Annotated in this window: 15 protein-coding genes; 11 read left to right on the top strand and 4 right to left on the bottom strand. The window is 62.8% G+C overall.

Annotated features, from left to right (window positions below):
* Position 1: 1 nt before the first annotated feature.
* Positions 2-874: a hypothetical protein gene (locus tag GTP69_RS05450; RefSeq protein WP_161053935.1), complete on the top strand. Its 873-nt coding sequence runs from the start codon at positions 2-4 to the stop codon at positions 872-874.
* On the opposite strand, the gene GTP69_RS05445 is transcribed toward GTP69_RS05450, so the two are convergent.
* Positions 865-1,764: a LysR substrate-binding domain-containing protein gene (locus GTP69_RS05445; protein WP_161053934.1), complete on the bottom strand. Its 900-nt coding sequence runs from the start codon at positions 1,762-1,764 to the stop codon at positions 865-867. The two genes, GTP69_RS05450 and GTP69_RS05445, sit on opposite strands and share 10 nt — an antisense overlap.
* 94 nt (positions 1,765-1,858) lie before the next feature.
* On the opposite strand from GTP69_RS05445, the gene GTP69_RS05440 reads away from it, so the two are divergent.
* The 3 genes from GTP69_RS05440 to GTP69_RS05430 all read left to right on the top strand — a co-directional run bounded on the left by GTP69_RS05440 (position 1,859) and on the right by GTP69_RS05430 (position 4,580).
* Positions 1,859-3,073, top strand: coding sequence for an MFS transporter (locus GTP69_RS05440; RefSeq protein ID WP_161053933.1), 1,215 nt, complete (start codon positions 1,859-1,861; stop codon positions 3,071-3,073).
* Positions 3,073-3,897 (top strand): helix-turn-helix transcriptional regulator, encoded by an 825-nt coding sequence (locus GTP69_RS05435; RefSeq protein WP_161053932.1) that lies wholly within the window; start codon positions 3,073-3,075, stop codon positions 3,895-3,897. The genes GTP69_RS05440 and GTP69_RS05435 overlap by 1 nt, the downstream gene beginning before the upstream one ends.
* Before the next feature lie 92 nt (positions 3,898-3,989).
* Positions 3,990-4,580: a YbhB/YbcL family Raf kinase inhibitor-like protein gene (locus GTP69_RS05430; protein ID WP_161053931.1), complete on the top strand. Its 591-nt coding sequence runs from the start codon at positions 3,990-3,992 to the stop codon at positions 4,578-4,580.
* Between the two features lie 10 nt (positions 4,581-4,590).
* On the opposite strand, the gene GTP69_RS05425 is transcribed toward GTP69_RS05430, so the two are convergent.
* Positions 4,591-7,050, bottom strand: coding sequence for a sensor domain-containing protein (locus GTP69_RS05425; RefSeq protein WP_161053930.1), 2,460 nt, complete (start codon positions 7,048-7,050; stop codon positions 4,591-4,593).
* Positions 7,051-7,260: 210 nt separating this feature from the next.
* On the opposite strand from GTP69_RS05425, the gene GTP69_RS05420 reads away from it, so the two are divergent.
* From GTP69_RS05420 to GTP69_RS05410, 3 genes are read left to right on the top strand one after another with little or no spacing between them, the layout of a single operon-like run.
* The gene (locus GTP69_RS05420) at positions 7,261-7,590 is read left to right on the top strand and encodes a hypothetical protein (protein ID WP_161053929.1); all 330 of its coding nucleotides are present in this window, start codon (positions 7,261-7,263) and stop codon (positions 7,588-7,590) included.
* 35 nt (positions 7,591-7,625) lie between these two features.
* A complete protein-coding gene (locus tag GTP69_RS05415) occupies positions 7,626-7,886 on the top strand; it encodes a hypothetical protein (protein WP_161053928.1) in 261 nt (86 codons plus the stop codon).
* Positions 7,870-8,049, top strand: a complete 180-nt coding sequence (locus tag GTP69_RS05410) for a hypothetical protein (RefSeq protein ID WP_161053927.1) — start codon at positions 7,870-7,872, stop codon at positions 8,047-8,049. Before GTP69_RS05415 ends, GTP69_RS05410 begins: the two co-directional genes overlap by 17 nt.
* A 2-nt stretch (positions 8,050-8,051) precedes the next feature.
* On the opposite strand, the gene GTP69_RS05405 is transcribed toward GTP69_RS05410, so the two are convergent.
* A complete protein-coding gene (locus GTP69_RS05405; protein ID WP_161053926.1) occupies positions 8,052-9,281 on the bottom strand; it encodes a CaiB/BaiF CoA transferase family protein in 1,230 nt (409 codons plus the stop codon).
* Between the two features lie 50 nt (positions 9,282-9,331).
* Complete coding sequence (locus tag GTP69_RS05400; protein ID WP_161053925.1) at positions 9,332-10,060, bottom strand: M48 family metalloprotease; 729 nt, start codon at positions 10,058-10,060, stop codon at positions 9,332-9,334.
* A 25-nt stretch (positions 10,061-10,085) separates the two neighbouring features.
* Between GTP69_RS05400 and ugpQ the strand changes: the two genes are divergently transcribed.
* From ugpQ to GTP69_RS05380, 4 genes are all read left to right on the top strand, one after another.
* On the top strand, positions 10,086-10,838 hold the full coding sequence (gene ugpQ / locus GTP69_RS05395; protein WP_161053924.1) for a glycerophosphodiester phosphodiesterase: 753 nt from the start codon (positions 10,086-10,088) through the stop codon (positions 10,836-10,838).
* 86 nt (positions 10,839-10,924) lie between these two features.
* Positions 10,925-11,806 (top strand): hypothetical protein, encoded by an 882-nt coding sequence (locus GTP69_RS05390; protein WP_161053923.1) that lies wholly within the window; start codon positions 10,925-10,927, stop codon positions 11,804-11,806.
* 6 nt (positions 11,807-11,812) lie between these two features.
* Positions 11,813-12,892: a GSCFA domain-containing protein gene (locus tag GTP69_RS05385; RefSeq protein WP_161053922.1), complete on the top strand. Its 1,080-nt coding sequence runs from the start codon at positions 11,813-11,815 to the stop codon at positions 12,890-12,892.
* A 121-nt stretch (positions 12,893-13,013) separates the two neighbouring features.
* Complete coding sequence (locus GTP69_RS05380; protein ID WP_161053921.1) at positions 13,014-14,990, top strand: TonB-dependent receptor; 1,977 nt, start codon at positions 13,014-13,016, stop codon at positions 14,988-14,990.
* Positions 14,991-15,057 lie beyond the last annotated feature (67 nt).

The raw sequence follows: 15,057 nt of genomic DNA, 5'->3' as shown, positions 1-15,057 counted from the left end.
GATGCTGCCAGCAATCGTAAGAGAAAACCTGCCGCGCCTGACGCGCGCGATCAAGCAATTCGCGGTCGAACCGGACGATGAGGCCGCCTACGCGCTGGCCGATGAGCTGACCGGCATCACCGCCATGGTGGCCGAGAAGTTCACCAACGACCGCACCGCCGACGGCATCCAGAAGGCCTTGCAGCTGACGGTGGGCTGCGTGTCGCTGGGGCTGGACCACGAACTGCCGGACGATGACGACGAGGCCGCGCTGGGGTTGCTGATCGAGGAGGGCGCCGAGTACGCGTTCCAGGTCGGCTTCCGCATGGTCAAGGAACTGGCGACGCTGCCGGAAGACGCGCTGGTCGGCGAGTACGATACCGATCCGGTGTATGCGGCGCGTCGTCTGCGCGATAAGTTCGTCGACATCTGCCAGGCCGATCCGAACCAGAACTGGAACGGCAGCGCGCGTTACGCAGTGCAGTTCAAGCAGCGCAAGGAAGTGCAGGCGGTGGTGCGGCTGGCCGGCTGGCTGCGCCGTCACAACACCGAAGGCCCGGTCAGCGATGCCGACCTCAACGCGGAAGGCGTGATCGCGCTGGCCATCATCTTTGCGGTGGAGGGCGGCGGCCGGGTGGTGGCGCGCACGGGGCAGAAGGAGTTCGAGCGCTTCGTCAAATCGGTGCGCAAGAACAAGCCGGACTACGAGGCCGGCTGGGCCGAACTGGTGGCCAAGGTGCCGGTGCAGCATCATCCGGTGCTGCTGGAGCGCATCGGCAGCTATCGCCAGAGCTGCACCGTGCTGCAAAACATCAAGGGCCGCACAGCGATGAAAACGCTGTTCGCGGAACTGGAAAACTACGCCGGCTCCGAGCTGGACGCAGACTACTCCTGAGCCCCTGCGGCCTCCGTTGCCACCGCAACGAAGGCCGCAACCAGCGGCGAGATCGCATCCTTTCTTTTGGCCAGATACAGCGCCGTGGTGGCCTCGGCGTCCGCCATCGGCCGGTAGCACACCTCGCTCATGCGGATGATGTCGAACGAACTCGGCAGCACCGACACGCCGCAGCCGGCCGCCACCAGGCCGATGATGGTGGACGCTTCGCCGGCTTCCATCGCAATGGTCGGCTTGAAGCCGGCCTCGCGGCACAGCCGGTTAATCTGCGGATGAATCCCGGTGCCGGCGCTTTCCGGATACATCACCAGCGGCTCCCCCTTCAGGTCACTAACGGCAATGCTCTGCTTCTGCGCCAGCGGATGGCCGACCGGCAGCACCATCACCAGCGGATCGCGGCGCAGAATGCTCAGTTCCACCGATTCCGGCAGCGTCAGTTCCGGCGGCCGCACCAGGCCCAGGTCCAGCTCGCGCGCAGTCAGCGCCTCGATCTGGCCGATGGTCGACATCTCCTGCAAGGTCAGCTGCACGCCCGGATAGCGCTGGCGGTAGCGGTTGATCACCGCCGCAAACAGCGGCGTCAGCGGGGTGGAGAAGGTGAAGCCGACCCGCAGCTCGCCGGCCTCGCCGCGTTCGGCCCGGCGCGCGGTCTGCATCGCCTGTTCGGACAGGGCCAGTACGCGGCGTGCGTCTTCGAGGAACAGCTTGCCGGCCTCGGTCAGGCGCACCCAGCGCTTGCTGCGTTCCAGCAGCTGAGCGCCCACTTCGGCTTCCAGCATCTGAATCTGGTGGCTCAATGGCGGCTGGCCGATATGCAGCCGTTCGGCGGCGCGGGTAAAGCTTAGCTCTTCGGCAACGGCAACGAAGTAACGCAGGTGGCGGAGTTCCATTATCTTTTTAAAGTATAACTAACCCCTTAAATATATATTGGACAGCTTAGTGACGCAATCCTAAGATGAAGTCATCGTACCTCGCAGGATCATCATGTTAGCCGCCACCATGCCCCGTATTGCCCTCGGCAGTCCCGAATTCAAACGCAGCAACCGCGCCATGTTCTTTGGCGGTTTCGCCACGTTTGCGCTGTTGTACTGCGTGCAGCCGCTGATGCCGCTGTTGTCGCACGAATTCGCGTTGACGGCGGCGCAGAGCAGCATGGTGCTGTCGGTGTCGACCGGCGCGCTGGCGGTGTCGTTGCTGGCGTCGAGCGCCATTTCGGAACGCCTGGGCCGCAAGCCGCTGATGGTGGCCGCGATGGCGGTGGCCGCCGTGATGACGCTGCTGTGTGCCTTCGCCCACAACTATCCGCAACTGCTGGTGATGCGCGCCTTGTTGGGCGTGGTGCTGGGCGGCATGCCGGCCATCGCCATGGCCTACCTGGGCGAGGAAATCGAACCGACCTCGCTGGGGTTGTCGATGGGCTTGTACATCAGTGGTAGCGCCTTTGGCGGCATGGCGGGGCGAGTGATCACTTCGGTGCTGAGCGACCATTTCTCGTGGCGGCTGGCGCTGGCGGCGGTTGGCGTGGCCGGCATGTACGCGGCGTTTGAATTCTGGCGCAGCCTGCCGCCGTCGCGCCATTTCACGCCGTCCAGCGGCGGTTGGCGGGCGCTGCCGGCCGGCTTCAGGCAGCACTTGTCGGATGAGGGATTGCCGTGGCTGTTCGCGCTGGCCTTCCTGCTGATGGGCGCGTTTGTCAGCCTGTACAACTACATCGCCTACCGTCTGCTGGGCGGGCCGTTCTCGCTGAGCCAGAGCGTGGTGGGGGCGGTGTCGTTCTTTTATCTGCTGGGGATTTACAGCTCGGTGTGGGCCGGCCGCCTGGCGGACCGCTATGGCCGCCGCAATGTGTTGTGGATGATGGCGGTGATCATGTTCAGCGGTTTGCTGCTGACCTTGTCCAACTGGCTGCCGTTGATTCTGGCGGGCGTGGCGGTGTTCACCTTTGGCTTCTTCGCCACGCATTCGGTGGCCAGCAGTTGGGTGGGACGGCGGGCTACCAGCAACAAGGCGCTGGCGTCGGCGCTGTACCTGTTCTTCTATTACCTCGGTTCCAGCGTGGTGGGTTCGGCCACCGGCATCATGTGGGGCCGCGCCGCGTGGCCGGGCGTGGTGGCGGTGCTGTCCTGCTCGCTGCTGCTGGCGCTGGTGGTCGCGCTGCGCTTGCGCACGCTGGCGCCGTTGGGACAGGCCGAGCGCTGATGCTGACCGCCGTTACCTTGCCGCGTCGCTGCACCGCCCGCGAGGGTTTGGGCGCCAGCGCGCATCTGCGCCAGGGCCGCGAGTTGTTCGTGCCCGACTTGTTCATTGGCCAGAGCACGGTGGTGCTGGTGCAGGCCGGCCGCAAGATTGTGTTTGGCGCGGGCGAGCAATGGGGGGCCGAGGCCGGCGAGTTGATCCTGTTGCCGCACGGCGCCAGTTATGGCGTCACCAACCAACTTAACGGCATCGCGCCGTATGAAGCGATCAGCTTGATGTTCGAGGATAGTTTGCTGGCAGCGGCCACTCCGGCGCCGGCGTTCGCGCCGTTGAGCCGGCCACATGTGCTGCGCTCGCCGTCGGCCAGCTTCCGCCAGACGGTGGAGCGGGTGCGCGCGCTGTGGATGGACCCGGCGACGCCGGCCACCATTGCGCGCCATGCGGCGCTGGAAGTGCTGGCCTGGCTCGCGGTGCATGGCTGCCGCTTTGCGCCATCCGCGCAAGGTTCGATTCCGGAACGGCTGCGCGCCTTGCTGGTGTCGGCGCCGGCCGAACCGTGGAATGCGGCGCAGGCCGCCGCCGCGCTCAATCTCAGCGAAGCCACGCTGCGCCGCCGTCTGGCGCGCGAAGGCACCAGCATGAGCCGGTTGCTGCTGGAAGTCCGCCTGTGCAACGCCATGATGCTGTTGCAGGCCAGCGACGATTACGTCGGCCAGATCGCGCTCGATAGCGGTTTTGCCAACCATGCGCATTTTTCGCGGCTGTTCAAAGTGCGCTTCGGCATCACGCCATCGCAGCTGCGCGATCCCGAGGCCGCCGCAGCCTGATCGCCACGGAACAGCGATTGCGCGGCGCAGACAAGCGACTGGTCGCGCCTGTCTCTACCATGAGGCTTCCATTCATTCGACAGGAATCCCTCATGAAAACTCGTGTCTCTTTCGGCGCCGCACTGGTGCTGGCGTGCGGCATGGCGCAGGCTGCGCCGTTCACCTTGTCCAGCCCGGATCTGGCCGGTGGCGTCTTTCCCAATATCCACGTGCTGAAAGGCTTCGGCTGTAACGGCGGCAATGTGTCGCCGGCGCTGGCGTGGAGCGGCGTGCCGGAAGGAACGCGCTCGCTCGTGCTGATGGTGCATGATCCCGATGCGCCGACCGGCAGCGGCTTCTGGCACTGGACGGTGTTCGATATTCCGGCCAGCACCCAGGGACTGGCGCGCGGCGCCGGCAACAGCGCCGCCAGCTTACCGGCCGGCGCGCGCGGCGGCATCAACGATTACCAGGACACCGGCGCCAATGGCGGCAACGGCAATTACGGCGGTCCGTGTCCACCAGCCGGCGAGGGCGCGCACCGCTATGTGTTCACGCTGTACGCCTTGTCGGTGGACCAGGTAGCGCAGGCGGCCGGCATTCCGCCGACCGGCACGCCGGCGCTGTATGGCTTTGTGCTGAATCGCGGTCTGGGCAAGGCGGTGCTGGGCAAGGCCAGCTTTACCGCCAGTTATGGACGCTAGCCCTGGGCCGCTAGGACGAGCGTAGCAGGTCGGCGAAGGCATCTGGCGTCAGCGGGCGGCTGAAGTAGTAGCCCTGGATTTCATCGCAGTCGTTGCTGCGCAGGTAGTCCAGTTGCTGCGCGGTTTCCACGCCCTCGGCAATCACCTTGAAGCCCAGGCTGTGGCCTAGCGCAATCACCGAGCGCACGATGGCCGCCACTCTTGGCTCATCCAGCATGTCGCGCGTGAAGGACTGGTCGATTTTCAGGTAGTCGACCGGGAACTGCTTCAGGTAGGCCAGGCTCGAATAGCCGGTGCCGAAGTCGTCGATCGACAGGGCGATGCCGAGCTGCTTGAGGTTTTCAATCGCCGCCACCGCTTCGTCGACGTTGTGCATCATCAGGCTCTCGGTCAGTTCCAGCTCCAGATATTGCGGAGCGAGGCCGCTGTCGTGCAGTGCGGCGCGCACTTCCTCCAGCAATGCCTGGTCGCGGAACTGCCGCGCCGACAAATTCACCGCCACCCGCAGCGGCGGCAGACCCGCCTGCTGCCACGCCATCGCCTGGGTGCAGGCCATGCGCAACACCCAGCGGCCGATGGCGACGATCATGCCGGTCTCTTCCGCCACGCCGATGAAGCGCGCCGGCGACACCGCCCCCAGCGTCGGATGCTGCCAGCGCAGCAGCGCCTCCATGCCGGTCACCGCGCCGCTGCGCAAATCCAGCTTGGGCTGGTAGACCAGGCTCAGTTCGTTGCGCGCCAGCGCGTGGCGCAGTTCGGCCTCGATCGACGCCCGTTCGGCGATGCGCGCATGCATCGTCGCTTCATAGAACTGCACCTGGTTGCGGCCGGCTTCCTTGGCGCGGTACATGGCGATGTCGGCATGCTTGAGCAGTTGCTCCGGCTCGGCGCCGTCGTCCGGATAAACGCTGACGCCGATGCTGCACGTGACCGTGATGGTTTGCTGTTCCAGCGTCAACGGCGCCGCCACCGCTTCCTGCACCAGTTGCAGCAGGCTGGCCATCGGCCGCTGGTTGGCCACCGGCAGCAGCAACAGGAACTCATCGCCGCCCAGTCGCGCCACGGTATCGCCCTCGTTGACGCAGGCGCGCAGGCGGTTGGCGATCGCGATCAAAAGCTCGTCGCCGGCCTGATGGCCGAGGTGGTCGTTGATCAGCTTGAAGTTGTCGAGATCGATGAACACCAGCCACAGGCTGTGGCCGAAGCGTTGCGAGAAGGTCACCGCCTGCGCCATGCGGTCGCTGAGCAGGATGCGGTTGGGCAGGCCGGTCAGCGCGTCGTGGTTGGCCTGGTGTTCCAGCTGCGCCTGGTAGTCAAGGATGGCGGTCATGTCGGTCAGGACGCAGACGTGGTGGCCGATGGCGTCGTCGGCCGCCGGTACCGGGGCCACGTGCATCTGGGTCCACAGTTGTGAACCGTCGCGGTGGCGGATGTGCAGCAGCAGCGTCACTTCCTGGTGCGACAGCATGGCGGCGTGTACTGCCTGCTGATGATCGTCGTTCGCTTGCAGGCCCAGCAGCGTTTCCAGTTGCTGGCCCAGCACGTTCTCCGGCGCATGGCCGAGCAGCTGGGAGAAGGCCGGGTTGGCGTACTCGACGCGGTCGCCGTCGGCCGCATGCAGCGTGATGACGATGGCGTTGACGCTGGCTTCCAGCGCGCGGCCGCGCAGTTGCAGTTCGGCTTGTAGCCGCAGGCGTTCGGTGATGTCGTGCGCGAACACCAGGCGGCACGGCCGGCCGGACAGCGTGACCGCGTGCGAGGAAATGTCCACCTTCAACCGGCTGCCGTCGCGCCGCACGTGGGTCCACGCGCCGGACTGGTCGGCGCCCTTGCGTGGCGACGCCGCCAGGTTCTGCTGCAGCCGCAACACCTCGTGCGGCGGGCGGATGTCGCGGATGGTCATGTGCAGGAATTCCGCTTCGGTGTAGCCGTACTGGGCGACGGCGGCCGCGTTCACTACCATGAAGCGCAGCGTCTCCAGGTCGTACACCCACATCGGCTGCGGATGGGCTTCAAACAGGTACTTGAAGCGTAATCGCGATTCGTAGACGTCGTAATCGTCGAGCGGGTAGGCCAGGCACAGGTAGGAAGGCGGCTGCGCGTTGGCGCGCCATTCGATGGTTTGCGTGACCGGATGGCTGCTGCCGTCCTGGCCCGTCAGCTCGACCTCGCCGCGCCAGTGGCCGCGCATGCGGGAGGTGGGCAGCGCTTCGCTTTGCAGCATCGGCAGCACCCAGCCGGCGTACAGCTGCGCGGCCGGAGCGTCGTCCGCAAACGGGCCAAGCAGAGATTGCGTGTGAGCGTTGCACGCCAGCAGGCGGCCGGCTTCGCTGATGACAAAGGCGAAATAGGGACTGCCGCCGAACATCTGGTCGAAGGCACTGCCTTGCGATTTGCTAGCCAGTCTTCCGTGCTGTGTCCGCTGGCGCTTGGGAGCGCGGGTGGAAGCGGGCTGCGGAGGTAGTTCCATGTCGGGGCATTCAGGTGAAGACGGGTTGGCTTGATATTAGCAGAAGGATGTGGCCGCATGGAGTACGGCTGGCTGGCGCGCGGCGGGTGGTTTATTTGATTGCGGGCTGATCTGCGTCAGTGTCCGGGCTGATCGGCGCAACTGCCGGGTGGGCGTGTTGGTCTCATCCGAACGGGCAGCTTTGTGCCCGCCATATTAGAGGAGACCATCATGCTGCATCCGAACGATATCCAGCACCGGTTTTATTTTGTCGAGCGCGCGGTCCGGCTGGCGGCGCAGGCTGCTTCAGCGGAGCCTGGCTTGCCGCGCGAGTTGCGCAATTGTCTGGAGTTGATGGACAAGCACGTCGACGACGCGCGCGAGATCTTGCAGGCAGCGGAAGAAGCCCGCGTGCGCAAGCTGGTGCGCGACCTCGACCTGCTGGGCGAGCGAGCCAAACGCATCTGCAACTACATCCCGACCTTGTCCGGCCAGATGAAAGGCGCGGTCAGTCACATGCACAGCCAGATTCAGGAACTAAAGCGTGACATGAGTGTCTAAAGGGAGCAGGCCGCCACTACGGGGCCTGATAAATCATGCATAAGTACATCAACTGGGAGTTGGTCATGCATTTCTGGGTCAACGTTTTTTACTTACTGAACTTGGCTGCCGGAGCCGTCGTCATCGAGATGGCTGCGCGGGGCATGAAGTGGATCGGCGTCAGCGACTTTTCATACTATGTCATGTCTGGCATGGCCCACCTGCTGCTGGTCGTGGATGCAATATTGTTTTTTCTCCTGCTGTGTGCGGCAGCGAGAAAATTATTCAGAAAGGCCGCCAATGAAAGTCAATCCTGAAGATAGCATGGTCAAACGGGTATTCAAGGAAAGTTTTCGGCGATTCTTTGCGCCGCTGGTTGGTGCGTACCGCGGCGCCCGTCGCGCCATCAGGGCGGAAATGCGCCGTGATGACCGCGAACTGGAAGAGGAGCTGAAGCGCGAACGGGAGCAGCGGCGCTGACGCTACAGTACGCCCTTCGCGCGCAGCGTGGCGATGTCGTCGTCGCTGCGGCCCAGCAGGTCGCGCAGGACGCTGTCGGTGTGCTGGCCCAGCAGTGGCGGGGCGACGGCGTTGTCGGTCGGTGTGACGGACAGACGCATCGGGCTGCGTACCAGCTTGGTGGTGCCGGCGGTCGGATGCGGTACTTCCATCACGATGCCGCGCGCTGCCACTTGCGGATTGCGGTAGACGTCGTCCAGGTCGTTGATCGGGCCGCACGGCACGCCGACCGCTTCCAGCGTAGTGATCCAGAAATCGCGCGGCTGCTGCAAGACCATCTTGGCCAGCAGCGGCACCAGTTCGTCGCGGTGCTGCACGCGCAGCGGGTTGGTGGCGTAGCGTTCATGGAACGCCAGGTCGCCACGGCCGCCGGCCTCTACAAACTTCTGATACTGCCCGTCATTGCCGGTGGCGACGATGATGTAGCCGTCCGCACACTGGAACGTCTGGTACGGCACGATGTTTGGATGCGCATTGCCCCAGCGCTTGGGCGCCTTGCCGCTGTTCAGGTAGTTGCTGCCGGCGTTGGCCAGCATCGCCACCTGCACGTCCAGCAGCGCCATGTCGATGTACTGGCCTTCGCCGCTGCGGTCGCGGTGCGTCAGCGCGGCCAGGATGGCGATGGTGGCGTACATGCCGGTCATCAGGTCGGTCAGCGCCACGCCGGCTTTCTGCGGGCCGCCGCCGGGCAGGTCGTCGCGCTCGCCGGTCACCGACATCAGGCCGCCCATGCCCTGGATCAGGAAGTCATAGCCGGCGCGGTGCGCATACGGACCGTCCTGGCCGAAGCCGGTCACCGAGCAGTAAACCAGGTCGGGCTTGATGGCTTTCAGGGAATCGTAGTCGAGGTCATAGCGTTTCAGCTGGCCGACCTTGTAGTTCTCCAGCACCACGTCGGACTGGCGCACCAGTTCGCGCAGCAATTGCTGGCCTTCGGCGCTGGCGATGTCCACCGTTACGGAGCGCTTGCCGCGATTGGCGGACAGGTAGTAGGCTGCTTCGGTGGTGTTGTTGCCGTCGGCGTCGCGCGCGTACGGCGGGCCCCAGGCACGGGTGTCGTCGCCGTTGCCGGGACGTTCGATCTTGATCACGTCTGCGCCGAGATCGGCCAGATTTTGCGAGCACCACGGTCCCGCCAGCACGCGGCTCAGGTCGAGCACGCGAATATGGCCTAGCGCTTTTGGAGCTGTCATGATGTGTTTCACCTTATGAGTACGAACAATCAGGCCGCTAGTGTAGTGGTTCAGTCGTTCGGCTGCACGTGGTTTTTTTGCAAGCCGGCGGCCACCGCCTGCGCGGCCCGCCAGCGCTGGGACGGCGACGGGTAATCGCTGCGGCTGAAGCGCGGCGAATCGCTGGCCCGCATCATCTTGCGGAAATAGCCGCTCAGCTGCGCCGCCGGCCAGCCGGCGCGCCAGGCCAGTAGCAGGCCTTCGCGGTCGGCTTCCTGTTCCTGCGCGTAGTTGGTGTCGGCCAGCAGCGCCATTAGCTTGCGGTCGTTGTCGACGGCGTATTCCAGTTCGGCGAACGGCCGCGTTGTCCAGGCCGGCGCCAGCCGCAGCGCCGCCTGGTATTCCAGCAGGTTGTGGTGCAGCGCGGCGTGCTCGATTTCGTGCGCCAGCAGCATGGCCAGTTCGGCGTCGCTCAGGCCGAGGCGTTCGACATAAGCCTGGCTGACCAGGATTTTGCCGCCGGCCATGCAGTCGGCGTTCTGTTCGGCGGTGTCGGTGGTGTGCACTTCCCAGGCCCAGTGCGTGGTGTCGGGATAGTCGCGCTGCGCCTGCGCGATCAGCCCGCTGGCGATACGGCGCACGCGGGCGGTGAAATCGGCGTCGCGGTCAATCGCGTGCTCGCTCAGCCGACCGGCATAGATGGCGGCGGCGCGGGCCATGATGTCGTCCTGCGTCGGCTCGGCGGCCAGGCCGGAGCCGGCCGCTAGCAGCAGGATGATGAATTGTGATAACTTTGCCATCCTCATCATAATCAAAGGCGCAACCATGTGGCCCTATCCCAAAATTGTTGCACATCGCGGCGGCGGCACGCTGGCGCCGGAAAACACCGTGGCCGGCCTGCGCGCCGGCCTGGTGCGCGGCTTCCACGCCGTCGAGTTTGACGTGATGCTGTCGCGTGACGGCATCGGCATGGTGGTGCACGATCCGGAATTCGGCCGCACCGTGGCCGGGCAAGGCAGCGTGGCCGGTACCGACGCCGTCGACCTGGCCAATATGGACGCCGGCAACTGGTTCAGCGCCGAATTTCGCGACGAGCCGATACCGTTCTACACCCAGTTCATCGATTTCTGCAAGGCGCAGCGCATCTGGATGAATGTGGAAATCAAGCCGGCCGACGGTTTTGAGGCGGCCACCGGCGCCTGGGTAGCCAAGGTCACGCGCGACAGCTACGCCGCCGAACTGGCCGCCGGCGATCCGGCCGGCTATCCCTTGCTGTCGTCGTTCAGCTACGAGGCCCTGGCCGCCGCCCGCGACAGCGCGCCCGAACTGCCGCGCGGCTACCTTTTGGACGTCATTCCGGCCGACTGGCAGCAGCAGGCGCAAGAGCTGGGCGTAGTGGCCATCCACACCAACCACAAGCACTTGACGGCCGAGCTGGCGGCGCAGATCAAGGCCGCCGGCTATGGCCTGTTCTGCTACACCGTCAATGATGCCAGCCGCGCGCGCGCGATCCTGGCCTGGGGCGTGGACGGCTTCTGCACCGACCGCATCGACCTGATCGGGCCGGACTTCGCCTGACAGTCTGGCAGGCTCTTCATTAATTCACCAAACGTTGCTATGCTGGAACATCCAAGCAATACAGAAACTGACGAAAGAACTTTACGATGACGACCCGCCATGCCAGTGCTGCATTATTCGGCATCTCACATATCAAAGGGATTGTTGATGCTTTTAAAGGCGTTGAGGATTTCACGCAAGCCAACCTTGAGATTCCACCCTGGCAAACCGGCAGCTTTAAAGTAAATGAAGGCATTCATTTTTCTTACGTCGCTGGTTGGTGGGACGAAAAAACGACAGGAAAGATGCCGTCGTTTAACAAGGATGGCATCATTGAATATCCTCAAGCCTTGGCCAGATTGGCCGCAACCCTCCCGAGAGGAGCGCACGACCCGGTTTTCTTTCAGTTAGCTGCTGTTGATGGGTATGCCGGGGCTGAGCTGATCAATCTTGGGCCGTATGACATCGATCCGAAATGGGATTTTTCTACTGACGGTCAACCGGTGATGCCGGGACGTTGTCCTGTTCGAAAAAAAGATGTAGATGACTTCATCCGGAACACGACAAAAAATATCCTGGCGTCTTGCGTTATTTGTAAAGCCCTGTTCCCGGAGACGAAAATTTACTATGTATTTCCACCGCCGCCTATCGAGTCCGAGGAATACATCATAGAAAAAGCCCGTGCGGTCGCACATGGCCATGAGTCTTACCAGCAGCGATATGCCTTAATTTTGAAATACGGTATTCGTCCGTTCGCCATCAGGCACAAATTGATGGAACTGGCCAATGAACAACTGAAGCAGGATTTGAAGCAATTCGACATCGGCTATATCACAGCGCCCGAGGAGTGCCTGCTGCCGTCAGGCGCACTCAATGAACAATACGCCAGCGATATGCATCACGGAAATCATCTCTACAATGAAGCCGTGATGAGAAAAATTACCGCTACCATCAGCAGTCTTCCCCTTCAAACCGACATCACTGCGTGATTAATTATGCATCCATATAAAAATCTCCCTGAGCACAACTATTGGAAAAGTGGGATCGGTGAAAAATTCTGGGCTGATGTTAATTTCAAACCCAATGTCAAATTCAAATTAAGTCCTCGGGATAAAATCGCCACAGCTGGAAGCTGCTTTGCTCAACATCTGGCGAGAAATTTACCAGCGCTGGGTCTCAATCATTGTGTTTATGAGGTGGCGCCGACGATATTGACGTCGGCGCGGGCCGGGGAGCTGCAGTACGGACAGTTCTCGGCGCGCTACGGCAATATCTATACGGCGCGGCAATTGCGTCAGGTTATAGAATTTGCCTTCCATTTGCGTCCATTGACGCATATGAGCGTCGAAACGCCTACTGGATGGGCGGACTTGCTAAGGCCCGGCATCCAGACGGAAGGCTTTGACAGCGAGCACGACTTGATATGCGACCGTGTTTATCACTATGAATGCGTGAAACAGCTATTTCTGAGCAGTGATTGCTTCATTTTTACGCTGGGACTCACCGAGGCGTGGTACGACAACGCGAGCGGACTGGTGTTTCCCGCCTGCCCAGGAACCCGTATCGGCACGTTCGATCCGGAGCTATATAAATTCGTCAATTTCGATGCGTTTGAAATTATCGAAGACCTCACCTGGTGCGTTAATTTCATCAAGGACATCAATCCTGAATTGAAATGGATATTCACCGTGTCACCGGTGGCGCTGGCAGCCACGGCGACGGATAACAATGTGCAGGTAGCGACCATGTCGTCCAAGTCGACGCTGCGCGTCGCGGCCGACTATCTTTGCAAAAAATTTGTGCACTGCGACTATTTCCCAAGTTTTGAAATTGTGTCCAGTACAGCGACTTTTGGTCAGTTTCTCGATGGCGACTTGAGGAATATTTCTTCGCGTGGCGTCAATTTTGTCATGCAAAATTTCAAGAAATCGTTCGTGGAAAGTGAAACGCACAGCACGCAGCCGGACGTGGTTGCTGACGCGGCGCCAGTGCGGAGTTTGGGTGATCAACTGAAAAGTTTTGCCAATGCAGAGTGCGACGAAATGTTCAACGACCCGAATAGCACGCCACATTAGACGCCGTCGACCGAACGTCTCTTTTTTGCCGCATCGCGTGTAGCACAAACGTGCTACATGACGGTTTTGCATGCTTTTTCTCCGATATGATCCGCCGCTTCATCTCGGAGAAAAACAAACCATGTCCAAGACTGCACTGAGTACCACCTTGCGCTTGTCGGCGCTGACGCTGGCGCTGTGCGCGGCGTTCGATACGCGCGCGCAAACCGCCGCCGCTTCCCCGGTTGAAACCGGTACCCCTGCCGCGCTGGAACGCCCGGTGACGGCGCTGGTGGTGGAACGCACCGACATCGACGCCAGCGGCGCGGTGGCGCCGGCCACTTTCGGCGGCTCTGAATACAACCGCGACTTCCTGCGCGGCTTCAAGAACGACAGCGCGCTGCGTAACGGCCACCGCGACTACGGCTACCTCGGCACCGAATGCTTCTGCTCGATGGAGTCGATCGAAGTATTGAAAGGGCCGGCATCGGCGCTGTACGGCAACGGCAAGCCAGGCGGCGACCTCAACAGCATTGCCAAGATGCCGGGGCTGGTTGATTACCGCAACATCAGCGTGTTCACCAGCAGTCCCGGCCTGAGCCGCGTGCGGCTGGACGTGGCCGATGTGGTCGGCGACGTGTCCTACCGCGTCAATGCCCAGGCCTACAGCGGCGCCACCTATACCGATTACAACAACCGCCAGTCGGCCTTCATCGTGCCGGTGATCGAGTGGCGCGTCACGCCGGACCTGAAGCTGACCGTGTCCTATAACGGCGGCTACCTGGACGCCACCTGGAATCCGCAACTGCTGGCCAACCAGGCCCTGCTGGGGTTGCCGGCCAAGCGCTTCCTCGGCGAGCCGGACAACCGCATGCGCATCGTCGACAACACCACCCGCATGGAACTGGACTACAAGCTGGCCAACGGCGACCATTTGCGCCAGGCTTTGCTGTACCAGGTGGAGAGCTACCGCGACGCCGGCCTGGCCTACGACACCTATAACTACGCGCTGGCCGACCTGGTGGACACGGCTGGCAACGTCAAGCGGGTGTCGCAGCGCGACCGCGCCAACCAGACCATTTTCGTCTCGCAGTCCGAGCTGATCGGTCGCGGCACGCTGGCGCAGATTCCGGTCGAATATCTGCTGGGGCTGGAAATAGGGCGCTTTGACTACCGCTACAAGCTGGACGTCGGCAGCGGCAGCGCCATCAATATCTACCGCCCGGTGTATGGCGCCGCCATGGCCGGTGCGCTGGACACGCTGGCCGATCAAACCTACGGTACCGACAACCTGGTACTGTATTCGCAAAACCGCTTCCAGCTCAGTCCGTCCATTCGCCTGCTGCTGGGCCTGCGCGCCGAGCGTTACCGCGATTACCTGCAAGAGGCCGGCGAGGCGCGTTCGTCGCAGAGTGATTCGCTGTTCTCGCCGCGCGTGGGCCTGACCTACCAGCTGCATCCGAACTGGATCGCCGCGCTCAGCTGGACCAACTCGTCGCGGCCGCAGATCGGCGCCAAGAGCGCCAGCGGCAAGCTGTTCCGTCCGGAAGCGGGCACGCAGACCGAAGGCAGCCTGCAATACACGGCGCCGGACGAGTCGCTGAAGATGACCACTTCGCTGTTCTCGATCACCCGCAAGAACGTGCTGACGCAGGATCTGGCCAGCCCCAACTTCCAGATCGACTCCGGCCGCCGCCACAGCCGCGGCATCGAGGAGGACCTGAGCTACAGCTTTACGCCTGAGCTCAAGCTGGACGCCGCCGCGTCCTACACCAGCGCCTACGTCAGCCACGACACCGTGCTGCCGGTGGGCGCCTTGCTGGCCGGCGTGCCGAAATGGTTCAGCAGCCTGTACCTGGGCTACGACGTGACACCGGCCTGGAGCCTGGGCGCCGGCTATGTGTTCGAGTCGCGCCGCACCGCCACCTTGCCGGACAATGGCGTGTCGCTGCCGGCCATGTCCAGCATCGACCTGACCGTCACCTACAAGACCAAGAAGTGGAGCATCGACGCCACGCTGGTCAACAGCGGCAACCATCGCGGCTTTACGTCAGACGGCTACACCGTCACGCCGGTCAATCCGCGCGAGTTCCAGCTGACCGGGCGCTACAAGTTTTAAGCAAGTCAGCTAAGCCTGGAGGAATGTTCATTTAAATTTTTTCTCCCCGCGTGACATTCCGAGTATA

This window comes from Duganella levis (assembly GCF_009857605.1).
Taxonomy (GTDB): Bacteria; Pseudomonadota; Gammaproteobacteria; order Burkholderiales; family Burkholderiaceae_D; genus Rugamonas; species Rugamonas levis.
This window is presented reverse-complemented; position numbering and strand designations above follow the sequence as displayed.